This is a genomic window from Pseudomonas sp. HN11, assembly GCF_021390155.1.
Lineage (GTDB): Bacteria > Pseudomonadota > Gammaproteobacteria > Pseudomonadales > Pseudomonadaceae > Aquipseudomonas.
The window spans coordinates 2381818-2405478 of the sequence record NZ_CP089985.1 but is presented as its reverse complement, the minus strand read 5'-3'; the positions used below and the strand labels follow the sequence as shown (position 1 = coordinate 2405478).

At 61.4% G+C, this 23661-nt stretch carries 21 protein-coding genes and 2 pseudogenes; 5 read left to right on the top strand and 18 right to left on the bottom strand.

Annotation, left to right across the window (positions count from 1 at the left end; translation table 11 throughout):
• Positions 1 to 13: 13 nt before the first annotated feature.
• From LVW35_RS11130 to LVW35_RS11120, 3 genes and pseudogenes are all read right to left on the bottom strand, one after another.
• Entirely contained in the window at positions 14 to 1567 is a 1554-nt protein-coding gene (locus tag LVW35_RS11130; protein ID WP_233895489.1) for a DUF726 domain-containing protein, read from the bottom strand.
• A gap of 88 nt (positions 1568 to 1655) precedes the next feature.
• Positions 1656 to 1960 (bottom strand): annotated as a pseudogene (locus LVW35_RS11125) (XRE family transcriptional regulator).
• A gap of 13 nt (positions 1961 to 1973) precedes the next feature.
• Positions 1974 to 2231 (bottom strand): annotated as a pseudogene (locus LVW35_RS11120) (type II toxin-antitoxin system RelE/ParE family toxin); the annotation flags it as partial.
• A 242-nt stretch (positions 2232 to 2473) separates the two neighbouring features.
• Between LVW35_RS11120 and LVW35_RS11115 the strand changes: the two are divergent.
• Both LVW35_RS11115 and LVW35_RS11110 read left to right on the top strand, forming a co-directional pair.
• The gene (locus LVW35_RS11115; RefSeq protein ID WP_233895487.1) at positions 2474 to 4282 is read left to right on the top strand and encodes a monovalent cation:proton antiporter-2 (CPA2) family protein; all 1809 of its coding nucleotides are present in this window, start codon (positions 2474 to 2476) and stop codon (positions 4280 to 4282) included.
• Positions 4283 to 4354: 72 nt separating this feature from the next.
• Positions 4355 to 4909: a hypothetical protein gene (locus tag LVW35_RS11110; RefSeq protein ID WP_233895486.1), complete on the top strand. Its 555-nt coding sequence runs from the start codon at positions 4355 to 4357 to the stop codon at positions 4907 to 4909.
• Between the two features lie 11 nt (positions 4910 to 4920).
• Here LVW35_RS11110 and LVW35_RS11105 read toward each other — a convergent pair whose 3' ends face one another.
• The 4 genes from LVW35_RS11105 to LVW35_RS11090 are packed head-to-tail and all read right to left on the bottom strand — an operon-like array spanning position 4921 to position 7601.
• Entirely contained in the window at positions 4921 to 5640 is a 720-nt protein-coding gene (locus tag LVW35_RS11105) for an alpha/beta hydrolase (RefSeq protein WP_233895484.1), read from the bottom strand.
• An 11-nt stretch (positions 5641 to 5651) separates the two neighbouring features.
• Entirely contained in the window at positions 5652 to 6407 is a 756-nt protein-coding gene (cobF, locus tag LVW35_RS11100; protein ID WP_233895483.1) for a precorrin-6A synthase (deacetylating), read from the bottom strand.
• 9 nt (positions 6408 to 6416) lie between these two features.
• Positions 6417 to 7007, bottom strand: coding sequence for a histidine phosphatase family protein (locus LVW35_RS11095; protein WP_233895481.1), 591 nt, complete (start codon positions 7005 to 7007; stop codon positions 6417 to 6419).
• 45 nt (positions 7008 to 7052) lie between these two features.
• Positions 7053 to 7601, bottom strand: a complete 549-nt coding sequence (locus LVW35_RS11090; RefSeq protein WP_233895480.1) for a DUF4865 family protein — start codon at positions 7599 to 7601, stop codon at positions 7053 to 7055.
• A 93-nt stretch (positions 7602 to 7694) separates the two neighbouring features.
• Between LVW35_RS11090 and LVW35_RS11085 the strand changes: the two genes are divergently transcribed.
• Positions 7695 to 8561, top strand: coding sequence for a LysR family transcriptional regulator (locus LVW35_RS11085; RefSeq protein ID WP_233895478.1), 867 nt, complete (start codon positions 7695 to 7697; stop codon positions 8559 to 8561).
• On the opposite strand, the gene LVW35_RS11080 is transcribed toward LVW35_RS11085, so the two are convergent.
• From LVW35_RS11080 to LVW35_RS11030, 11 genes are all read right to left on the bottom strand, one after another.
• Positions 8558 to 9535 (bottom strand): LysR family transcriptional regulator, encoded by a 978-nt coding sequence (locus LVW35_RS11080; RefSeq protein WP_233895477.1) that lies wholly within the window; start codon positions 9533 to 9535, stop codon positions 8558 to 8560. The two genes, LVW35_RS11085 and LVW35_RS11080, sit on opposite strands and share 4 nt — an antisense overlap.
• A 51-nt stretch (positions 9536 to 9586) precedes the next feature.
• Positions 9587 to 10528 carry a peptidylprolyl isomerase gene (locus LVW35_RS11075; RefSeq protein WP_233895475.1) on the bottom strand — a complete coding sequence of 314 codons (942 nt, stop codon included), beginning with the start codon at positions 10526 to 10528 and terminating at the stop codon, positions 9587 to 9589.
• Entirely contained in the window at positions 10525 to 10977 is a 453-nt protein-coding gene (locus tag LVW35_RS11070) for a YbjN domain-containing protein (protein WP_177409460.1), read from the bottom strand. The genes LVW35_RS11075 and LVW35_RS11070 overlap by 4 nt, the downstream gene beginning before the upstream one ends.
• Positions 10978 to 10997: 20 nt before the next feature.
• The gene (locus LVW35_RS11065) at positions 10998 to 11624 is read right to left on the bottom strand and encodes a DNA repair protein (protein ID WP_233895473.1); all 627 of its coding nucleotides are present in this window, start codon (positions 11622 to 11624) and stop codon (positions 10998 to 11000) included.
• Between the two features lie 18 nt (positions 11625 to 11642).
• Complete coding sequence (locus tag LVW35_RS11060; RefSeq protein ID WP_233895472.1) at positions 11643 to 13343, bottom strand: putative porin; 1701 nt, start codon at positions 13341 to 13343, stop codon at positions 11643 to 11645.
• Positions 13344 to 13386: 43 nt separating this feature from the next.
• The gene (locus LVW35_RS11055) at positions 13387 to 14091 is read right to left on the bottom strand and encodes an energy transducer TonB family protein (protein ID WP_233895470.1); all 705 of its coding nucleotides are present in this window, start codon (positions 14089 to 14091) and stop codon (positions 13387 to 13389) included.
• Between the two features lie 3 nt (positions 14092 to 14094).
• Positions 14095 to 14520 (bottom strand): ExbD/TolR family protein, encoded by a 426-nt coding sequence (locus LVW35_RS11050; RefSeq protein WP_010211136.1) that lies wholly within the window; start codon positions 14518 to 14520, stop codon positions 14095 to 14097.
• A gap of 11 nt (positions 14521 to 14531) precedes the next feature.
• Complete coding sequence (locus tag LVW35_RS11045; protein ID WP_233895469.1) at positions 14532 to 16331, bottom strand: DUF2341 domain-containing protein; 1800 nt, start codon at positions 16329 to 16331, stop codon at positions 14532 to 14534.
• Positions 16332 to 16355: 24 nt separating this feature from the next.
• The gene (locus LVW35_RS11040; RefSeq protein WP_233895468.1) at positions 16356 to 17939 is read right to left on the bottom strand and encodes a ShlB/FhaC/HecB family hemolysin secretion/activation protein; all 1584 of its coding nucleotides are present in this window, start codon (positions 17937 to 17939) and stop codon (positions 16356 to 16358) included.
• Between the two features lie 59 nt (positions 17940 to 17998).
• Positions 17999 to 18592: a transposase gene (locus tag LVW35_RS11035; protein ID WP_233896448.1), complete on the bottom strand. Its 594-nt coding sequence runs from the start codon at positions 18590 to 18592 to the stop codon at positions 17999 to 18001.
• Between the two features lie 928 nt (positions 18593 to 19520).
• Positions 19521 to 19985 (bottom strand): Lrp/AsnC family transcriptional regulator, encoded by a 465-nt coding sequence (locus LVW35_RS11030; RefSeq protein ID WP_178955843.1) that lies wholly within the window; start codon positions 19983 to 19985, stop codon positions 19521 to 19523.
• A gap of 158 nt (positions 19986 to 20143) precedes the next feature.
• On the opposite strand from LVW35_RS11030, the gene LVW35_RS11025 reads away from it, so the two are divergent.
• Together LVW35_RS11025 and LVW35_RS11020 are read left to right on the top strand one after the other, a co-directional pair.
• The gene (locus LVW35_RS11025; RefSeq protein ID WP_233895467.1) at positions 20144 to 21931 is read left to right on the top strand and encodes a tyrosinase family protein; all 1788 of its coding nucleotides are present in this window, start codon (positions 20144 to 20146) and stop codon (positions 21929 to 21931) included.
• On the top strand, positions 21928 to 23661 hold the full coding sequence (locus tag LVW35_RS11020; protein ID WP_233895466.1) for a hypothetical protein: 1734 nt from the start codon (positions 21928 to 21930) through the stop codon (positions 23659 to 23661). The genes LVW35_RS11025 and LVW35_RS11020 overlap by 4 nt, the downstream gene beginning before the upstream one ends.

The window sequence follows — 23661 nt, the reverse complement described above, 5'->3', positions numbered from 1 at the left end:
GAGGCACAGCTTATCAGTCGGACGCAACCGTGCGCATCACCGTCTCCCGCGGCAGGTCGAACGCTTCCACCACCTGCACCACCAGGGCCATCTCCTGGTTCAGCGCTTCACGCTCCGAGCGCTGGCGAATCACACCGATCACCAACACTGCCAGCGTCGTGATCGAGTATGCCGGGCCGGAAAACGCGCGCACACCGCTCACTAAAAGCATTACCGCCGCCAACGCCTGGCCCATCATCGGGATTGCGGTCGCCGCGCCCCGACGCAGGATAAACCCCGTCAGCCCGGCCAACGCCGTGCCGCTCAACGCGGTGGTGGCCGACCGGCCAACATCGAAACGGCTGAACAACCCCTGTTCCTTTTGTGCAGCCGCCTTGAGTTGTGCATCGAACACTTGTCGATCCGCATGGCTGAGTTTGTCTTTGTACTGCTCGATGAGCTTTTCTGCGACCTGGGTTTCGAGCGCTGCCAACTCGACCTTATCCAGAGGCTCGTCGAACTTGATCCCCAATCGCTGCACCACATCTTCGGCGATCTGGCGGTAACTCACACCGTGGCCACGGGCCAGATTCATAAAGGTATCGCCCCCCATGCGCTGCAACTCGATGGCCAGCCTGAGCGGCTCGCGCACGCTGGCATCTATGGATGCACTGCGCTTTTTCGCCATCAATTCGGCGAGGAACTTCAACTCTTCAGGCCGCGCCTGCACCAACGCAGGGAACAGCTCCACATCTTCTTCGGCAAAACGCACTTCAGCGCTGCGCAGATCCGAGCGGATCATGCCGCGTCGCTCGTGCAACAGGTCGGTGTACTGGACCACCGTCTGCAATTGCGGCCAATAAGCCGCGTGATCGAAGGTCGCCAAGTGCACGTTGGTGACCTTGCCCTTGAGTGCCGGCGTCACGGGGATCGCGTAACGGCCGATACAACGCTCGGTGTCCGGCTTCATGGCCAGGGCCCAGTCCTTGCTGGAATGGCAATTGATCACACGCCCCCTGAGCGGCGCCGAGACCTCATTCCACGGGCTCGACGTGCAAATCGCCCCCCCCATCAGCAGCAGGTTGTCCAAAGGCAGCTCGCTGGCGGTTGCCGGGTTGGCCAACACGCTCTTGACCAGGATGCGCGCCCCCAGGGAGTGGCCGATCAGGTTGATACGCCGTACTTCAAGGGATTCTCCCTGCAGGAAACTGGCGAGTTCCGGCAGTAGGCTCCGTGCGACTTCGTCCACCCGCGCCTCGACGCTTTTGTAGTGGTCGAGAAAATAGGCAATCGCCTTGCCCACGCCCACGGTGGCCGCGCCAAGGCTGCCGCCACCGAGCATCGCGCCGATCACGTCCTTGAACGGCGCAAACAGGTTTTCCAGGAAATGCCCCGCCGGCCAGAACAGCATCAGGTTGGTCGAGCCTTCGATGCCCGCCAGTTGCGCCTTGAAGTTGCCCAGTTGTTGCCGGTTGAAGAACGCCGAATAACCGTGGACATAGAGATTAAGCACATCGCCCTGGGGCTCACCGCACATCAGGAACGTGGGCTTGCGAGTGCGGTGCATTTCATCCCACTGGTGCTGCATGGGGCGGTAACTCCTGATGACGAGGGACGGCGATGGTAAATAGCCCGATAGAACAAAGCCCGACACGCGCCAGGCTTCTGCAAGGTTTTCAATAAGCGAAATTGTCGATCTTGACCTGGCCATCGGGGAAGGTCGCGATGATTTCTAGCTCCCCCCCATCGCACGGATGTAGTCACGCAGCGTGCTGATGTACATGTCTGTACGGCGTTCCATCTTGGAGACGGCCGCCTGGTTGATGTTCAGTGCTTTCGCCAGGCTCGCCTGGCTTAACTGCTGAGCTTTGCGCAGCTCGTGCAGCGGCATTTCCTGCAGGTGTTGCTGGAACAACAGCTTGGCTTCGGCACGGGATTCCAGCGTCATGCGCGCTTGTAGTTCATCGAATTTCTTAGCCATGGTTACTGCCTTGTCCCCCAATCAGCAACACCGCGCATCGTCGTGGATCAAAGGCATACACCACTCGAAATGGCCGCCCTGCGTGCTGTATGCGCAGCTCTCGCAAGTTGCCATGCCGGGAGCCCTTGATATCGCTGCTATGGGGAAAGCCCAGGCCGGGCCCGAAAAGCCCAAGCAAATCAACGCTGGCGGAAACGGAAATTTGTTCCTTTGTTCCCAGGTCATCCCACCAGTCTCCGAATTCATCCGTGTATTCAACTTCCCAGCTCATGAAACATGCCATCCAAGGAATATAAACTCAAGAGCCTGAAGCTAGGAGATGAAGTGGGCAGGCTTGCACTTGATGGCGCTGGGAATTGTTTGTACATCCTTCCAATAGGATGCCAGGACATTCAGTACCTGATTAATACGGCGCCTTATCGCACTCATATGCAGCAAAAACACAATTTTCGAAATGTAAAAAGCGCTCTAATACACCCTTGTTGATTGGTTTTAGAGATCCTGGAGTTCGTAATGCCCCATGAAGGCAACCTGTTACAAGCAGCCGTGGTGTTCCTGCTCGCCGCTGTGCTGACGGTACCCCTGGCCAAGCGCCTGCAACTGGGCGCGGTGCTGGGCTATCTGTTCGCCGGTGTGATCATCGGCCCCTCGGTATTGGGTTTGGTGGGCAACCCGCAAAGCGTCGCGCAATTTTCCGAACTGGGCGTGGTGTTGCTGTTGTTCATCATCGGCCTGGAATTGTCGCCCAAGCGGTTATGGGTGATGCGCAAGGCCGTATTCGGCGTCGGTCTGGCGCAGGTCCTGCTCACGGGCCTGGTGATGGGCGTGGTGGCGTTGTGGCTGTTTGGCCAGTCGTGGAACAGTGCGATCGTGCTCGGTCTGGGCCTGGCGCTGTCGTCCACCGCGTTTGGCCTGCAAAGCCTGGCCGAGCGCAAGGAGCTGAACCAGCCCCACGGCCGCCTGGCCTTTGCGATTCTGCTGTTCCAAGACATCGCCGCGATCCCGCTGATCGCCATGGTGCCGCTGCTGGCCGGCAGCGATCACCCGACCACCGAAGCACAGGGCCTGCAGCATGTGTTGCAGATTCTCGGCAGCATTGCGGTGGTGATCATCGGCGGACGCTACCTGTTGCGGCCGGTGTTTCGCATCGTCGCCAAGACCGGCCTGCGCGAAGTGTCCACCGCCACCGCGCTGTTGGTGGTGATTGGCACGGCCTGGTTGATGGAACTGGTGGGCGTGTCCATGGCCCTCGGCGCGTTCCTCGCCGGCCTGCTGCTGGCGGACTCGGAATACCGCCACGAACTGGAATCCCAGATCGAACCGTTCAAGGGCCTGCTGCTGGGCCTGTTCTTTATCAGCGTGGGCATGGGTGCCAACCTCAGCCTGTTGCTCAGCTCGCCGCTGGTGGTGATCGGCTTGACGCTGCTGCTGATCGGCCTGAAACTCCCCCTGCTGTACGCCGTGGGCCGTATGGTCGGTGATCTCAATCGCGAAAGCGCCCTGCGTCTGGGTGTGGTGCTGGCGGCCGGTGGTGAGTTCGCCTTCGTGGTGTTCAAGATCGGTCGCGATCAGGGCCTGTTCGAGCCGCATCTGTACGACATCCTGGTACTGACCATCACCCTCTCCATGGCTGTTACGCCGCTGCTGTTGCTGGTGTGCCCAAAGCTGTTCAAGCCCAAGGTCAAGCCGATGGAAGTGCCCGAGGAATACCGCACCATCGAAAGCGACGCGCCCCGCGTGGTCATCGCCGGCATGGGCCGTATGGGCCAGATCGTCGCGCGGATCCTGCGCGCGCAAAACATCTCGTTCATTGCCCTGGACACCTCAGTGGAAACCATCGAGCTGACCCGCAGCTTCGGCGGCATGCCGGTGTTCTACGGCGACCCGCAACGCCCCGAGATCCTGCACGCAGCCAAAGTCGACCAGGCGGAGTTCTTCGTGATCGCCATGGACGACCCGGAAATCAACATCAAGACCGCCGAACTGGTGCGCAACCTCTACCCACACATGAAGATCATCGCCCGCGCACGTAACCGCCAACACGTGCACCGCCTGGTGGACCTGGACGCGTCACCGATTCGCGAGACCTTCTACTCCAGCCTGGAAATGAGCCGCCGCACGTTGGTCGGCCTCGGTTTGAGCCAGGCCCAGGCCGATGCGCGCATCACCCGCTTCAAGAACCACGACCTGCAGGTGCTGGCCGCGCAACACGCGGTGTACGACGACGCCGCCAAAGTGATGCAAACCGCCCAGGAAGCCCGGGCAGAACTGGCGCGGCTGTTTGAGATGGACCGACTTGAGGAAGAGTCCGACAAGGTGTGAGGCTACGGATGAACGATTTTGCGAAAATTCTGACAGAATACGGCGCAATTTCGTTCACCCCCGGAGCGCTTCATGGCCACTTTCACCAAGACCGCCGTCATTCTAACCCTCGCGTTGGCCGCTGGTAGTGCATTTGCCGCGTCCAAGCCGACCACGCAAACCATCTCCACCTTGGGTGGCAAGTTCACCTTCAACCTGCCCAAAGCCTACGCCGCCGACACCCTGCCAGATGGCAAGGCCGAGGATGGCACCGCTGACACCCAGGGTACGATGTATGCCAACCAGACCACGAAAAGTGTAGTGATCGTCGCCGAAACCGTACGTAACGACGGAGTAACCATCGGCGACAACGACGCGCAATTCCTGGACGGCGCCGTGGCCGGGTTCGTCAAGGACCAGAACGCCGCACTGCCTGACTTCAAGAAACAGAGCGAGAAGAAACTGACGTTCAAAGGCCTCGGCCTGCGCCAGGTGGACAGCACCGCCACCCAAGGCGGCGGCAAAACGCTGAACTCCACGTTCCTCGGTGGTTCGGGTAATCACCTGCTGGTGATCCAGGCGATTTCGCGGGCGGATGATGCCAAGGGGCATGCGGCGTTGGTGAAGCAGATTACCGGCGGCAAATAACCCTACGGCGGTCAGTTCAGGCTCTTTTCCAACCAGGCTTTCAGGTCCTGCACTTCCGCCTCGCTGATGGTATGCGGCATGCCGGGATACCCATGAAACTCCGGCTTCAACCCCAACCCCGTCAACACTTCATTCGCCCGCGTCCCCGACACATAGGGCAGCGCCTGGTCCAAGGTGCCATGGCCGATAAAAATCGCCAATTTGCCCAATGACGCATCCGGCTTCAGTTCAGCCTTGAGCACCGGCAGCACGCTGCCGCTCAACGCCGCAATGCCGCGCAGCAGTTCCGGCCGGCGCAGGCCCACCTCGTAGGACATGATCGCCCCCTGGCTGAAACCCACCAGGAACACCCGATCCGGCTGGGTGTGGTACTTGGCGGTGGCTTTGCCGACAAAGTCTTCGATCAACTGGGAGCTGCGTTGCAGATCCGCCGTCTCACCATCGTAATCGCCGTTGCCGGGAATCTTGGTAAACCAGCGATAGCCGTGGGAGTCCACTGGCATCGGCGCACGGGCCGACAAGTAAGTCCAAGTGGAGGGCAGCGCATCCTTGATGCCGAACAGATCTTCCTCGTTGCTGCCAAACCCGTGCAGGAAAATCACCAGCGGCTGGTTGCGCGCATCGCCCTGGGTTTGTTCCAGGTACGACAACGGCAAATCGGTGTGCAGCGTATCGTCGGCATGAGCAGTGCCGACGACAAGCGTCAGTGCCAGGGCAAACAGTTTGAACATGGGACGTGGCCTCAAGGTTTGCGTAACAGATAAGTGTCCATGATCCAGCCATTTTCCAGGCGCGCCGCCTTGCGCACCCGTTCGATTTCTTCTGCGACTTCACCGACCTTGCCGCTGATCAGGATCTCATCCGGCGTGCCCAGGTAGGCGCCCCAATAGATATCCATGTCCTGATCGGCCAGGGTGCGGTAGGAGTCTTCGGCGTCGAGCATCACGACCAAAGTGTCGGCATCACTCGCCTGCCCCGCCGCCAAGCGGCGCCCGGTAGTGATCTCAACAGACTTGCCAATGCGGTTCAACGCCACTTTGTGCTGGGCTGCCAGGGCCTGCACACTGGTGATGCCGGGGATCACTTCAAATTCAAATACACTGCGACCACTGGCCAGGATCGCCTGCAAGATACGAATGGTGCTGTCGTACAACGCAGGGTCACCCCAGGCGAGGAAAGCGCCGACTTCACCGTCAGCCATTTCTTCGTTGATCATGCGTTCGAAGGTCTGCTGCTTGTCGCGGTTGAGGTCCTGCACGGCGGTGGTGTAGTCGATATCGCCACGCACCCGCTCGGGGCAACTGGCCTCGACGAAACGGTAGCCGGGCTCGGTGATGTAGGTCTCGCAGATCTCGCGGCGCAGGTCGATCAACTTGTCTTTGCTCTGGCCCTTGTCCATCAGGAAAAACACGTCGGTGCGGTTGAGCGCCTTCACAGCCTGCATCGTGATGTAGTCAGGGTTGCCGGCGCCAATGCCGATGATCAGGATGCGTTTCATGGGTTGCTCTCATTGCGGGGCGTGGATTTTGCCATGTTCAGGTGGCCAGGCGTGAGTTTCCAGGCGCAGGCGCCAGACGTTGTTGAAACGCAGCTCGGTGGCGGACAAGGGGTCGACATCGACCCGGTAAAAAATCGACAGCGGAAACTGCATGACGTGCCACATAGCGGCACGGATCACAAAAGGATGGGTGACGGCCACGACATGACCGGGCTGGGATTCTAGGGTTTTCATCCACCCACCCACCCGCAGGCAGATCTGCTCCACCGATTCGCCACCATGGGGCGCGCACGTGGTGTCGGTGAGCCAAGTGTCCAGCTCGCCACTCGCCAGCTGGCTGATGTCCTGGCCCGTCCACTGCCCAAAATCAGCATCGCGCAGCGCGGGGTCGACCGCCCCGTCATCGCCGAACAATCCCGCCGTCTGCCGTGCCCTGGCCTCAGGCCCACATAACAGTCGCCGGGTTTTCTTGTAGCGATCAGCCAGTGACAACGCCTTGCCTTGCCAATCCATCGCCACCGCCTCGTCATCGGGAAAACGCCCCTGCTTTTGCAGAGGCGTGACGGCGTGGCAGATGAGCGTCAAACGAGTGGTGCGCATGGATGATTGCTTGAGACCAAAAATAAGGCCTCAAGACTGGCGCAGTTATCGCTGGGGTGCAACGCCTTGTGCCAGATACAGCACCTGATAACCCGTGCCTTGATGCCCCGCGTCCAACGCTGCGGCCGACAACGTAAACCGAACCAACCGCCAGGCCTGTACATCCAGCACCAGGAACACTGCAAACGTGTCACTGCGACCCGCCACCTGCTGATTGCGCCGTTTCTCCTCGGCCAATATTGCGATGCGGTCCGCCCCGGGCTCCAGTGCCCACTCCTCGCGATACAAGCTTAGCGCGTCCCGCGCCGGGCCACGCTGTACATCCAACGGCAACCAGCTCTCGATATGCGGCCGTCCAAAGCTGTCGAGCACCTTCTGAAAGCGCTCACCCAGCAGGAAATCAGCAGCCTGCGGCGGGTCGGTCCACAGGTACACCGACGAATACACATTGCCGCCATGCTCCTGGGCGATAAACGCCTTGAACAGCAAGCCCTCGGTGTTATCCCACAACGGCCCCAATTGCGCGGCACGCCGGCGGATCACGCCCATGTCGTAATCGGCAGGCAAGCGATGTGAGTATTGTTTGGCAAACATGGACGAACTCCTGTGCAAGTTGAACGTTCAGCTTGCGCAGCGGCGATGATTTCAACAAGATATCAGCCGATATATGTGCGATAAGGATCCAATATGACTGACGCACCCAAACCGCTGGATATCGACACCGTCCAAGCCTTTGTGCTGGTGGCCGACTTCACCAGTTTCACCCGCGCCGCCGAGGCCCTCGACACATCCCAGGCAGCGATCAGCCTCAAGCTCAAACGCCTGGAAGAACGCCTCGGTTATCGCCTGCTCGAACGCACGCCGCGTCATGTGCGGCTGTCCCCCCACGGCGAGCAATTCATCGTTGCCGCCCGCGCCCTCCTCAATGCCCATGAACGCGCCTTGGGCGACATGAGCAGCCACACGCTGCGACGCCTGGTAATCGGCATCAGCGACCACGTGGCCGGCCCCGACTTGCCGACCTGGCTCAGCCGCCTGGCCGCTTACGACCCACTGGTGATCCTCGAAGTGCGCATCGCTTCTTCCCGCGACTTGGTCGCCGCCTTCGACCGCAATGAGCTGGACGCCGTGATCGTGCGCAACGAGGGCGACCGCCAGGACGGCGAAGTGCTGGCGGTGGAACGCTTTGGCTGGTTCGCCGCCCCCACCTGGCAACACAGCCCCGGCACGCCCCTGCGCATGGCGACGATGGCCGCCCCCTGCGGCGTTCGACACTTGGCCACACGCGCACTGGATGAGGCACGTATCGACTGGACCGAAGTGTTCGTCGGCGGTGGCGTCATGGCCGTGGGTGCCGCCGTCAGCGCCGGGCTCGGCGTGGCGGCCCTCGCCCACCGCGTGGCACCGGCGGGTGCGGTGGAAGTGAGCGAGCAATACGGATTGCCCGCCTTGCCCGTGAGTGAGGTGGTACTTCACAGCCGCATCGCCGATGTGCGCTCACGGGAAACACTGCGTGCCTTGAGCGCGACTTTTCGCGGCGTGCTGCAACGCTAATCAAACCACTCGCGTCGGCCTTCAAAGGTGCCGATGATCAACTCCACCATCATCCGCACCGCCTCCACATCTCCCACCTGCGCATTCACCGCCAGCCACACCTGCCGCTGCATGCTCTCGGTCAACAACCCCGGCAACGCCACCAAGCCCCGGTCAAAACTGCTCATGTAATGCGGCAGCAAGCCAATGCATGCGCCACAACGAATCATCTCCAGCATCAACGAATACGCATGCACCTGCACCACCGCCGCCAGGCGCTGTTGCACCACCTGGTTCCAGGCCTGCAGCGCACCTACCTGCGCGTCGGGCTGCCATTGCACCAGCATATAGTCGTCGAGGTCTTCCACACTGTCCGGCCGTGTCGTCAACCGCGAATAACGCTTGGCGATATGCGGCAAATACTGCAAGCGCGCCAAGGCCCGCGGCGGCTCGGTAGCAAAGCTCGGTCCGGGCACAGGCCCCTCGGTATCCGACAACCACAGCACCACATCCACATCCACCGCCTGCAGCGACAACTGGCTGTCGATGGAGATGATCTCCAGGCGCACGCTGGCATTGCGCCGCAACAAAGCGATCAGGTCGCGACCAAGGATGTCGTGCAGGATCGGTTCGGCCACTGCCAGACGAATCAACGGCTGCTCCGTGACCGGCAAGCGCCGTTCATGGGCCAGGGCAATCAATTGGGCCTGCAACTGCTGGCCATCGCGACTGAGCACCAGGCCATTGCTCTGGTAGGTGAACAGCGAATGCCGTAAATGTTCTTCCAACTGCGCCAGGCGCTTGCGCAACAGCGTCGCCTTGATATTCAGGCTGCGCGCCGCCTGCATGAAGCAGCCGCAGCGCGCGCTCACCAGAAAGTAGCGCGCCACCTCCGGGTCGATCTCATGGGCCAGGGCCAGCCAGTTGCTGCGCCCTTCGCCTGTAGCGCGATAAGAGGACGGCCCCTGGGGGGCAGACGGTTCTAGAAATGCCATGGGAGACTCCCTGTCTTGTCGGTCTGTGCATCCAATGCGGGTTGACGCGGGTTACTCCAGCGCCTTGTTCAGCTCGGCGCCGTCGATACTCAGGGTGGCGGTGTTGAGCATGCCTTCGAGGTAGGCCTTGGCGATCTGCTCCTGACGCTGGACACGCAGGGCCTGGGTCAAGCGCTCGCGCAGTTCGTCGAGGGTCGCGGTACGCGCCGGTTGCTGGCCGGTGAGCTTGAGCACATGAAACCCGGCCGCGCTCTGCACCACGTCCGACACCGCGCCGACCTTGAGGCGCGACACGGCATTGCGCACTTCCGGCACCAGCTGTTGCAAGGGTTGCATGCCCGAGTCACCGCCGCGCGCGGCGGAGTCGGTGTCCTGGGAAAACTGCGTGGCCAGGGCGGCGAAATCACCCGGTGCAGCCTGGGCACGACGGCTCAGTTCCTGGGCCTGGCGGCGCACGCTGTCGACGGTTTGCGGGTCATTTGCCGCGAGGAAGATCTGGCTCACCCGATACAGCGGCGGCGTCACCCATTGCGCCTTGCCACTGTCATAGGCCTGCTGCAACTCCGCCGCGCTGGGGTAATCGGCCGGCACCTGGCTGACCGAGAGCATGTAGTCGCGAAACACGATCTGCTCGGCGGCGGCGCGGGTCTGCTGCTCCACGTCCGGGCGCTGGCGCCAGCCCTGGGCGTCGGCCTGTTCGAGCACGGCCTTTTGCGCCAGACGTGAACGGATCCAGGTTTCCAACGCACCACGGTTGCCGCGCAATTGCTCGCGGGACTCGGCAGGCAGGCTGGCCAGCACGGTTTTCAGCTCCGTCAGGTCGATCTGCTGATTGCCCAGGCGGGCCACCGCCGGCCCAGCCGATACAGGGTTGATCACCGGTGCCGGTTGCTGCGCCGCCACCGGGTCGCTGCCCGGTCGCAGGCTCAAGCCCACCGCCACCACCAGCAAAGCCAGCGCACCCGCGCCGACCATCAGGGTTGGTTTCTTCACAATACCGGGGCCTCGGTTTCAGCCTGCAACTGCGCGGCCTGCTGGCTGTATTCACGCAGGTAAACGATGAATTCCTGCAACAGACGGTCCCACAATTCCAATTGGCTGCGCAGGTGTGTGGCACCGACACCGGCCACCACCACGTCCATTTCCATCAACAGGAATTCGCCCTGCACCGACAACCGCGCAAAACGTCGGGATGCGTTCCACACCTGGGCCAGACCTTCGGGCAATTCACCCTGGACCCGCAGCGCGCAACTGTAAGTGAAATCCACATAGTTGCCCTGCTCCGCTGCCGGGTTGCCGAAGCGCACGGCAAAGCCGATGCCCTGGCTGGCGCTGAGCAATTGCACGATGCCATTTTGTTCAGTCTGGTTGACCCGGTAGCCGGCTTCCTGCAGCAGTTCGGTGAGGCTCTGGGTGGTGACGCTGGTGATCAATTCGCTCATGGTGATTTCTTCCCTGTCGATCAATGATTGGCGGTTGCCTGGGGCGCATCGAAACGGCTCTTGTACAGATCGTCGCCAAAGCCCTGGGCCAGTTCCTCGAACTTGACCCGCGCGCTGCTGGCGAAGGGCTGGCGAATGCTCATCACCTCGGCCACATCGATTTTTTCGTAGGCCGCGAGCAACTGCTGGGCCACGCCGTACATCTGTTGATTCTTGACTGAACATTGCTGCACTTGTGTGTCACGTTCGCTCAGTTGTGCCTGCAAGCGCGCCCGCTCGGCCTCTTTGCCTTTGGCCAGCACCAGCAATTCGTCATAGGCCTTCTTGAACTTGCCAATCTGCTCGTTGCTGGCCGCCACCTGGGCCTGTGCCTGGCTGTGCAGGCTTTGTTGCTGGCCAGCCAGTTGTTCGGCCACGCCACGCGCCTGGGCGAGTTCGGTCGTCAGCTGCTTGATTTGCGCCTGGGCCTGCTTGGTCTGGTTTTCAGCGGCAATCCGCGCCGCACTGGCCTGGGCCTGCTCGCTTTGCAGGGCCTGCAATTGCTGGGTAGTGCTGCGCAGTTGCGTACGCAGGCGTTCCTCCATGCCTTCGGCCGACGCGCCGGTGGTGGCCAGCAGCAGCAACAGCCCGCAGATTCGCGTGTTCATGTGGCATCTCCGTGCGCATCAAAAGCGCGTGTTGAGTTCCAGTTGCATCACATCGACTTCGAACGGCGCGCCATACACTTCGGACGCGCTCAACCAACGCGCACTCGCGTAGATGTTCTTTTCGATGCCGTAGTTGGCGCCAATGAAATACCCCTTGGCGTTAGTGCCGCCCAGGTGGAACGACGAATCGTTGAAGCCGTCGGGCAAGGCATCGGGCTGGATGTACTTGTAGCCGGCCAGCACGTTCCAATCGCCGCGCTTGCGCATTTCCAGCGCGCTGCCGAGGGTGAACGAGACCATCAACGCATTGCCGCCGCTTTCAAACTGGCCGTTGCTGTTGATGTTGTTGACGATCTGGCCTTCGCTGCGCTTGAGCATCTCGCCCTTGTCGTAAGCCAGGTTGTGGATGAAGTTGCCCTGGGTGCGCAGCTTGAAGTCGCTGGGCAGTTCGGCATCCCAGGCCAGGTTCAGGTCGAGCACGTCGAACTTGGACGCCAGGCCGACGAACTGCGGCTGCGGGGTCAGGCCAGGCGTGGCCGGGTTGGGCGTGATGTCGCGTAGCAGGAACACGCTGTTGCCCTTTTGCATGAAGGCCAGGCGCGAGCCGTCACTGTCACACGCCGGCTGGCCGGACCACGGCTGGCAGGCGCCGGAGCGTTTACCTTCGATATCGTCAAAGTGGTAGTAGGCCAATGCGCCCTTGAGGCTGTTTTCGCGGTTGATCTTCCAGTTGGCGCCGATCTGCCCACCAAACAGCCACTTGGTATCGCTGTCTTCCTTGTCGAAACCGTTGCTGCTGGCCGAGTCGGAGGTGTACTCCACCGGGAACGCGCCCAGGGTGCCGAACAGGCCCCACTGGCTGTTCAGGGCATGGTTGAAATTGGCGGCGATACCGTCGAAGTTCAGGTCGCCCGAATACATCATGTCGGTGGAATAGAACGGGTTGGCGAAGCGCCCGGCGGTGAGGGTCACATCCGGGGTGGCCTTCCAGCTCAGGTAGCCCTGATCGAGCCAGATGTCTTTCTTGCCAAAGCCACCGCCCAGGGTCTGGGTGGTGGACACCGGATTGTTGTCTGAGCCGGTGCCGACGCGAATACCGGCGCTCCAGTCCGGCGACAACACCGCTTTCATGCCCAGGCGGGCACGCAGGCGGAACAGGTTTTCGCGATCCTTGGTGGTGTTGAGCAGCGGCGGCAGCTTGGTGTTGGTGTCCTTGTTGGTGTCGTACGGGCCACTTTCATTGAGCTTGGCGTAGTCGACGATCTCGTTGCTGTTGTTGTCCGAGAAGTAACGCGACTCGTCGCGCAGGCGGATATCGCCATCAAAGGTGATGCGCGAGACCCAGTCCGGGAAAGTGTTGGGCTGGGCCCAGTTTTCCTGCTTGGCGGTGGCCATGACCTCAGCCTTGACCTGGTCACGAATCTGATCCTTCACCGCCTGCGGCACGTACTGCACACGCACATCACCCGGCTTGGCGACCGGCCCTGCAGCCACCACTGGCGCAGCATTCGCCTGGCGTGCCTGCTGGGCTTCTTTCTCGGCCTGGGCGATCAGCCCGTTGGCGGTGTCCTGGGTCAGCACGCCTTGCTGCACCAACAGGCGTATCAGGTTGATGGTGACGTTTTCCGAGGGCGCGACCGGGGCTGCAGCCGCTTGGCCGACCAGGGTCGCGATGACCATGCCGACCGCCAGGGTCAGGCGATTCACGGGGGAAATCATGTGTACGCAACTCCTGTAAAAAACCGTAGATAAGAGGTTTCGATCAATCCGGGCGCCGGCCCTTGAGGGACAGGCGCATAGGCAGCGTCAACGACGCTGGCGGCTTCTGGGTGGCACGCGGTGCCTGTATCAAGGCGAGCATCTGCGCATCGGTCTCGGCATCGCCGCTGGACTTGGCTACCAGCGCCTTGGTGACTTGGCCATCAGCGCCCAACCACAGGTCTATCTGTATCGAGAAGGCCTTCTTGCGCAACTCAGGGTCTTCGCGCATCAGCCGTTGATAAGTGCCGGCCAGGTACTGCTTGTAAGTGCCAGTCCCCAGTCCGCCGCCGCCACTGCCGGCCATGCCGCCGCCTTTACCGGCGCCGATGTTGAAGCCGTCATTGCCAGACTGGGCGTCGCCGTCGATCTGCATCGGGTTGGCCAGGTCTTCGTTAGGCGAAGGCGGCGCTTCCTCGGTTGGCTTGACCTCCTCGGGTTCGGGGCTAGGCACCGGTTCCGGGATTTTTTCTTCGACCTGGGGCTCAGGCTCCTTGGGCTTTTCCGGCGGTGGTGGCGGTGGCGGCGGCAGCGGGATAATGGTCGGCACCTTCGGTGCTTCGCGGCGCACGCCACTCATGTCATTGGCCCACTGCCACAAAAACCAGGCCGCCACAGCGCCCAGCAACAGGCCAGCGCCCCATTTCAATGGGCGCAGCGGCGGCTTGTTTTTCATGGGCAAGGGCGTGATCGGGATCTGTGCAGTCATGGTTCAGCCCTGGCTCGGCTTGCCGGTGACCAACCCGACTTGGGACAGCTCCAGCCGACGCAGCAGGTCGAGCACTTCGATCACCTTCTGGTACTGCACCATCGCATCGCCACGCACGATCACCGGGAAATCCGGGTTCAATGCTTTCTCGATACGCAGGCGTTCTTCCAACTCACCGAGGGTCACCGGGTAGGCATCGAGGAACACCTGGCCACCGTCGTTCACGGAGATGGCCTTGGTCTTGGCCTCCGACAACGACACCGAGGCGCTGGCCTTGGGCAGGTGAATCTGGATGCCCGAGACCTGGGCGGTGGCAGTGAGGATAAACATCACCAGCACCACCATCAGCACGTCCACCAGGGGCGTGATGTTGATGCTGTCGACGGCTGCGTCATCGTCATCGTCGTGGGAGGCATTTACGGAAGCCATGGCGATTCTCCTCAGGCCGGAACAGGCGCGTGATGGTCACGACGGTGCGCCGCTTCGCTGGATTGGCTCTCGCCGTGCATCTCCGCCAGGCGGGTAATGAACTCATCGACAAACACGCGCATGTCCGCACTGACTTCCTTGTTGCGCGTGATCAGGCGGTTGTAGCCAAACAACGCCGGAATCGCGACAAACAGGCCCATGGCCGTGGCCAGCAACGCCGCCGCCATACCAGGGGCAATCGCATTGATGTTCACGTCACCGGCCATGGCCGTGCCGAGGAACACCACCATGATCCCCAGCACCGTGCCGAGCAGGCCGATATACGGGCCGCCGGCGATGGCGTTGGACAGGGTCGAAAGCTTGGAACTGAGCGCCTGGTTTTCGCGGGTGCGCACGCCGTCCATCGAGCAGCGGATAGCCTCGATGGTGGCGGCCGAGACCGATGAAGTGTCCGCGCCCTGGGCACGGCGGGTGCGGATTTCCTTGACCGCCACCTGGTACAGGCGCCACAGCGAAGAATGGGCCAAACGTTCACCCAGCTGGGCATCGTCGGCATACATCTCCAGGCGGGTGCCGATCTGCGAGAAATGTTCGCGGAACACCTCGTTGGCGCTGCTGAGGCGACTGACCTGACGGTTCTTGCGCAGCATGATCACCCACGACTGGAACATCATCGCCACCAGCACCAGGATGATCACCCAGGCGTCCACCGGTACAGCGTTGAGCAGGAAACCCAAGCTGCCGAAACCAAAGCCGGACTGTTCTTCATCCACGCCATAGGCCACCAGTTTCGATTCGGCGCCCTGGGCACTGGCATCGGCCAGTAACAGTGCAGCCGGACGCGCCACTTTGGATAGGCGCAACTCATCGATGGCCCCGGCGAATGGCTGGAGCGTGCTGCCCGCCTCCGGCAGATCAGCACCGATAGCGTATTGAGAATTGAAGGCTGGTAAGGCGACTGCAAGGGCGGCGGCTTCGCGGCCATTCACATACAGCGTGACCTTGTCGCCCTCGGCGGTGAACGCCAGGTGCTGCCATTGGCCGGGGTTCAGCGGTTGGCTCGACACAGCGCGTTGGCCGTCGATGTCCACGAACGGCATGCCCTGGTTCAGACCCAACAAGAGGCTATGGGGGCCATCACGTCGGGCCAGCACGACTTGCGCGCCGCTGGCCTGATCCAGACGCAGCCAGACGCTGAAAGTGAACGCGCCACCTGCGGCGTGTTGCAGCGAGGGGCTGGCCGGCAACATCAAGGCTTGGCCGCTGAACTGCAAAGCGCGACCGATCACACCATCGATGCTCGCACCGGTGGCGTTCAACGCGGTGTTGGCGTAGGCCGTGGTGTCCCGGGCCGGCGTACCATTGGCACCGTCAAAGTGGTAAAGCGCGGTGTAGTTCGGGTCGAACGTCAGCTGGCCGTTGGCGGTGGCCGGGGCCTTTTGGTTGCCGTAGTACATCCACAGATCCTGGCGCTGGCCGCCTTCGACCTTGGGCACATCGACCCAGATCAGTGCCATGCCCATCAGCGGGTCGAAGCTTTCGATCTGGTGGTTGAACACGGTCTTGTCATCGGCACTCACAAAGCGCAGATCGGCGCCGTCATCCTTGACCCCATCAAAGGTGAAATTGCCGGTGTGCAGGCGCACCAGCAGCGCGGTGCGGCCCAGGGACTGATTGATCGCGGCGCCTTGGGCGGTGGTGTCTACCGAGATCTGTTTGCGGTAGTGCCAGTCGTCCTGCCACCAGGCATGGGCGGTGGCCGGGAGCGTGAAGCCCAGGCAGATCAACAGGCTCAGGAATAGGCGTTGCATGGGTGAAGTCTCCGGAAGAAAAAGTCAGAAAGTCGCCTGCACACTGAAGTGCAGTCGCGAGTCCTGTTTCTGGGTGTTCGGTCCATCAAGCAGCGGGTAGCCCCAATCCAGACTGCCGGACAACCATTTGCTCAAACTGGCGCGGGTGCCCAGGCCGACACTGGCCAGGCTGTATTCGTCTTCTTGCTCGGGCAGTGGATCGTGCAGGCGCATGCGCGCGCCTTCGGCGAACGCGTAGAAGCGCCATTCCTGCACATAACTGCCGAGAAACTTGGCCAGCGATGGCGTGCGCAGTTCCTGGGAGAGCAAGTACCCTTCATCCCCGGTGCGCTCCGCCGCCAGGTAGCCGCGCACCGACGTGGCACCGCCGGCGGAATACTGCTCGTTGGATACCAGCGGCCCCGACGCCAGCTGGAAGCCGCCCTTGGTCGCCGACTGCCAATCGTTGGCGAAGGTGTAGGTGTAATTCAGGTCGCCCTTGAGCACGGCAAAACTGGCGCTGGCCTTGTAGCGTTTGTATTCGAATTCTTCGGCGTCGCTGCCGTAGCCGAAAAACGCGCGAGTGCCGACCACTAGATTCAGGCCCAGGCCCAATTGCGATTGTTCGGTGTAGCGAAAGCCGTTGTAGCCGAAGGTGAACGGCGCGTATTTGAGGGGCACCTGGTCGCTGCTTGCACCGAACTTCATCTGTTCGTCGAAGTCTTTGAAGTCCACGCCGAACGAGAATGAATTGGCCCAGTTACCCGCGGCCGGCAGGTTGTAGATGGCCGACACGCCGTAGGAATGCCCCTTGCCCAACACGTTGCTGCCGCCGATGGTGGCGATGTTGCTGTCGGACTGGTAACCGGAGAACTGCAGGGTCCAGCGCTCGGTGAGCGGGGCGCTGTAGGAGCCCGACCAGACCTTGGCATTCTCGGTGTCCTGGGGCGCAGTGAAGTAGGTCAGGGAAATGCTATGGCCCAATTGCCAGAGGTTGTCGTAGCCCAAAGTGGCGACCGAGCGGAGTTTCTCGGTGTCGGCGCTGTAATCGTTGTTCAGGCCGAGGCTGGCGTGCCAGGGGTTCTGGTCCTCCACCTGCAAATCCACATCCATGGTGCCGGGGCGTTGGCCCTCGCGTACCAGCGGTGTGACCTGACGCCCAGCACCACGATTGAGGCCGGCCAACTGGGTTTGCACCGTGGCGAAATCCGGCACCGCGCCCTCCTCCAGGGCCGGCACCTGTTCGCGGATTTCCACTGGCGAATAGTGCTTGGCACCGACCACGCGCACCCGGCCGACCTTGGTCTCGCTGACCTGCAGATAGACGATACCGTCATCGACCTTCTGCTCCGGCAACTCGACAAACACCGACTGGTAGCCACGCGACTGGTAGATCTTCTGCAACGCATCGCGCGCGCCTTCGATATCGCCCAAGGTCTTCTGCGGCCCCAGGAACGGATACACCGCCTCCTCGATCGTCGCCGCATCGAGCACCGTATTGCCGCGCACGAAGTACTCGTTGACGTCGACCTTGCGCGCGCCCTCTTCCTCCTCGGCCAACACCGGTTGCGCCAGGCTGCCCAGCGTTACGCAACACAGCGCCAACGTTAATTTGAACAGATGCTCCACACCGCCCCCTGACTGTCTGATTTTGTGCGCCATCGCCGGATACCCGGCGTGCGGCTGGCTCAATTGCTGGTGATCGAGGTGCTGTCGTGGCGTGCCAGCCAGGTGTGCAACAGGGCGAAGTTCAACGAGAACTCCGGCATGTGCAGCAAGGCGCCACAAAACACGTCACCAATGATTTTCTGGATGAGTTGCACCGCTCGCGGGTTGTTCAGGAGCGTGGCGATGTCGCGAGTGAGCAGGTGAATGCTCCAGACCTTTTGGTTGAGGTCCAGACCGACGAACCAGCGGAACAGCAGGTTGTAGTTCAGCTGTTCATGCAGCTGCTGTTCGCTGGGCACCGAATACAGCAGTTGCAGCAGGAGGATCTGCAGCACGGTATGCGGGGCGATCGACATGGGGACTTGCGCCACGAGCCAGTCGCGATGCTGGTCGAGCACTTCGTCGATCTGTGGCCGCAGCAGCACCAGGGAATGGCCTGCGGGGATGTAGCTGGACACTTCTTTGCGCGCGCCTTGCCAGTCTTCCTGAGAGACGATCCAGACCCAGGGTGCGCCGTAGCGATAGACCGACACCGGCTTCTTGCGCGCAGCTTCGACGATCTTTGACAGGCGCTGGTCGAGCTCCTGCATGCCCACTTTCGAGTAACGTTCCATAGTTCCCATCGCCCCACTCCTGGCATCCTGCTTGCGGCTGAAAAGCCCAACGTTCTGGTGGGCTCAAGCGCGTTACACAGAGGAGACGGGAGTGGCCGGGGACTACCGAACTTTTGTCATGAAAGCTTCATTTTGGATTGGGTGGGGGGCAATTTTCTGAGCGGGTACATATCCGTTATTTAGGTAACGGCTACTTACGGTTCCGCTCTTACAGCGGCTCACTTTTGAAGAGCGCAAAAGTAAGCAAAACGCTCTTGCCCCAACACTCGGTACCTCGCCTAGGCTCGGTATGCCCGTAATCCGACAGTGATTTGGGGGGCCGCCGCCACGCGCCATCCATGGCGCGGGGCGGCTAAACCGGCATCCCTGCCGGTTTACCCCCCAAATCCCTGCCGAATTCCGGCCAGCGTGTTTGACGGGGCGCCTAAGATCAAAATCAAAAGCAAAAGCACAGCGGCCTGACAGCCGGCTTGAGTGGTGTGAAGCAAAGGCAAAATCAAACGCGGTCCTGTAGGAGCCGGCTTGCCGGCGATGGTCTTCAACGATGACGGAAGTACATCTGGATAAACGCGGCGGTCTCACGTTTTTCGCCGGCAAGCCGGCTCCTACAAGACCGCGTATCCACGATGCGAAGCGAGTCGCTCTTGATCTTGATTTTGATCTGAGGCGCCCCGTCAAACACGCTGGCCGAACGCAGGTTTGAATCCGTGGGTAACCCGGCAGGACGCCGGGTTAGCCGCGCTGGGCCAAGGATGGCCCATCGCGGCGGCCCACGGATTCAAGCCTGCGTTCGGGCACACCGAGCCTAGGCGAGGTGCCGAGTGTTGGGGCGAGGACCTTTTGGTTACTTTTGGGTCCTTCCAAAAGTGACCCGCTGTAAGAGCGGAACCGTAAGTAGCCGTTACCTAAAGAACGGATATGTACTCAATCAAAACCCCACCCCCTGCAACGGCAACTCATAAGACTTCTTAACCGTGCGAACCACCAACGTAGAAGAATAAGTCCGAATCGGAATATCCCGATAAGTCTCCAAAAACCGATAGATATACTCGGTATATTCAGCAGCATCCCGAAACTTCGCCACCATCACAAAATCAAACTCCCCCGTCATCAAATAACAATCCTGAATCTCCGGATGACTAGCGAGTATGTGCTGCATCCTGCGATCAATATCATTGCTGTCCCTATCCAGCTTGATCAGGAAAAACGCCGTCACCTGAATCCCCAGCTTGCGCTCGTCCAAGACCGCCACTTTCGCCTTGATAATCCCTACGCTCTCCATCCGGCGAATCCGCCGGTAACAACTGGTGGACGACAGCCCCACGCTGTCGCTCAACAACTCCAGGCTCTGGTCGCAATCCTTTTGCAACTTGCCCAGGATTTTCAAATCCATGGCGTCTGTCATCGGTTCCACATCGTCCTTGAAAATTGCAATGAATCCGTCGCAATGACGGGCCAATTTGCACAAATCCTGCACAGTGGCTAGTTAACATCGATTCAGCTTAGCAGCCCGGCCAACAACTGGCCTCAAGGCGGCATGAGAGGGATCTTATGATAGTCGCGAAACCGACATGGACCGCTGATATCCAAGGACTTTTCAGCGCACCCTACTGGATACCCGCCAGCCAGCGTGCCGCCGTCGCGGCCACTTGGATCGGCTGCATGAATGCCTACGATGTGTTCCTGGAAGACCCGGCCTCGGTCAAGACCTGGTCGCAAACCATCTATCAGCACCTCGCCTCGCGCAACATGCCGCTGACCACCGACCAGCAGCAATTCTGGCCCATCGATGCCCTGGAAACCTTCCGCCTATGGGTCAACCAGGGTTGGCGGCTGGACAGCATCTCGCCCTTCGACCTGGCCGAACGCATCCCGCCACCGGCGCTACCGCACCCGGTCAAACGCGTGCGCCAGGACATCCGCTCGCTGAGCACCGACGAACTGAACCTGTACCGCGCCAAGCTGGATGACGTGATGCACATCGGCGACCCCGACAGCGGCTCGCCCTGGCAGCGTTACGCCTACATCCATACCAACTGGTGCCTGCATTACCAGGAAGCCTTCGCCCTGTGGCATCGCGCCTATCTGCTGTACCTGGAAGCGTTGATAGACTGCGCGATCCCTTACTGGGACTGGATGGCCGTCGACGCCAGCATCGATGGCAGCCCCCAGGCTGGCCTGCCCCAGGCATTTCTCGATGAAACCTACGTCCACCCGCACACCGGCGAGGTGCGAAGTAACCCGCTGCGTTATGCGGCGGCCAAGGATGGCTGTTCCAAGGTCTGCGCCACCGCGCCGGTCGGGGACGTGGATTGCCTGTATGTGCAGCGCAACCCGCTGTTTTACACCCAGGGCGAGACGTTTCTCTTTGAGCGCACCCAACTGTATGGCATGAGTCGGATCTTCCAGCAGCAGGTGGTCGATGCGCTCGCGTTCACCACCTTCAGCCAGCCACAGGGCGTACCGGGTTATCCATGGGCCAACATCACCCGTTTTGACCCGCCGCAACCGAACAACCTGTACCCCAACCGCGCGCTGAATTTCGACGGGCTCTATGAGCAACCCCACGACAACTATCACGGCTGGATCGGCGGTGACATGGCCGACAACGCCTACACCGCGTTCGACCCGGTGTTCTGCTCCTATCACGCCAATATCGACCGCATGCTGGAAGTCTGGATCCGCGCCAACCCGGCGGCGCAGTACACCACTCAGTGCCTGCTGCAACCCTTCGCCGGGCACCAGGCCGACGACGTGACCTTCACCAGCGCCGATGCCTGGCGCTACACCACCCTTGGCGATATGGCCCAGGACAGCCGGCATATCGGCTACGACTACGGCACCCCGGTGGCCCCGCAATTCGGCGCGACCAAGGCTGCGTGCTGCCATCAGCAACAGTCAGCCATTACCGGCCCCTGGGTGGTATTCGACCACGTGCGCTGCACCCACGACACCTACCTGATCGACGTCTTCCTCAACCAGCCCGACGCGACGGCGCAACACGCAAGTGCCGATAACCCGCACTACGTGGGGCGTTTCAGCCGCATCGGCATGGGCCTGGTGGACGACAAGGGCCGCTGCATCACCCAGGGCGTCTCACGCGCATTGAATGCCACACGCAACGCCCAGGCGCTGAACCTTACACCGACCGCTGCAACGCAGTTATCGCTGATCGTGACCCATCCCGATACTGGCCAGGTGTTGACGCCCGATGCGTACGCGCCCCTGCCTGGCTTTATCGCGCAACTGGTGTGGGACGACCCACGCCAAACCCCCGCCGGCCCCGCTCCGGGCGCCGGTTGCTGCTCCACCAACACCAATGCTGGAGAACCAACATGAGCACGCCCTTCACCCAATTCACCTCCCCTGCCGAACAAGCCCCCAAGGACTACAACAAGCTAGGCCTGGAGAACGAGCTGACCACCTTCGAAACCAACTGGAACAACAACGTCACCGGCTGGACCCAGATGTCGGTGATCGGCAACCCCTGGTCCAACCTCAACGACGCACCGCGTTCGGGTTACTACAACCCACTGGAAAGCGGCTACGGCACGCAGACGCCAGTGACCATCACCTGGCAGCCCTTCCCCAATCGGCTGTGGACCTTTTTCTACAACGATGGTGCCGCCGTGGTCCCACAATTGGGCGGCAAGGCCATGACCCTGGACCAGGTGATGCAGTTGACCGACCACGGTCAGATCACCCTCAACAACACCCTGTATTCGCTGTACCCGGACCCGAAGGCGACCCAGCTGCAGATTCCCAAGGTGCTGTGCAAGTCCATCAACTGGAACGGGCCCTACGCCGACTTTTCACCCTCGGGCCCACGGGGCTGGCTGGATGAATATTGCGAGTGGTCGATCACTCGCGATCCCGACGGCAACATGCGCAGCATCATGTTTACCAGCGAGAACCCGGCCTATTTCCTGACCATGTGGAACATCGACCCGCAGGCCGTGCTCGGGCTGTACAAAGCCTATGTCGACCCGCAAGTGAAGATCGAAGACCTGTACCTGCGCTACACCGCCAACGGCCCGACCGGCAAGGCCGGCGACCCGGTGCTTGACCCGACCACCGGCCAGCCCGCCTACGACACCGTGAACAAATGGAACAGCGGCACCGTGCGCATACCCGGCGTGTCAGGCGGCGCGATGCACCTGACTTCCGGCCCCAACACCCTGAGTGCCGAGATCTACCTGGCGGCGGCGGCCACCATCCTGCGGCCGATCAAAAGCAGCGGCAACCAACAGAACCTGATCTGCTGCGCGCAATACGGGCAGAACTATCGCAACTCCGATCCGCATATCGGTTTCTCCGCCAACCAGGAAGCCGTCAAAGCCCTGATTTCACTGACCAACCCCATCGGCCTGTACCTGCAACAGCCCAAGTCCTTCAGCACCTGGAAAGGCCCGCAGGGCCAGGATGTGAGCAGCTACTGGCGCATCACCCGCGGCACTGCCGGCACCGGGCCGAACAACTCCGACCAGATCCTGCAGGCCGTCTTCGAGGTGCCAGAAAGCGCGGGGTTCTCGATCAATGACATCACCATCGATGGCACGCCGATCGACTACGTGTGGGTGATCGCCAATGAGCTGAGTGTGGCCCTGAGCGTCACCCCGGCACCGCTCACCGCCACGCCCCAGGAATGTGATTGCGTGGCGGCGAACAACACTGATGCGCAGCCCTGGCCGGTGCAATTGCTGCCGATCGACCTGTTCTACGGCCAATCCCCCAGCGACTTGCCCGCCAGTTTTGCGCCCGGCAGCTCAGGCCAGTTCGTGTTGGTGGTGCAAGGCGCTGACTTGAACACCACGGCGGCGGATGCACGGGTGCAGTTTTCCAATCCAGGGATCACGGCCCAGGTCACGAAATTCCTGCCGGATGCCTCGGCGATTCCAGGGCAGACCGACAGCGGCGGCACCCAGGGCTACATCATGACCGTCACCGTCAGCAGCGACGCGGCGCCAGGGCTGGTCAGCGTGCGCGCGCTGAACCCCAGCGAAGCCGCCAACCCCAGCGCCACCCAGCACCCGTGGGAAAGCGGCCTGGCGCTGGTGCCTGTCGCCTGA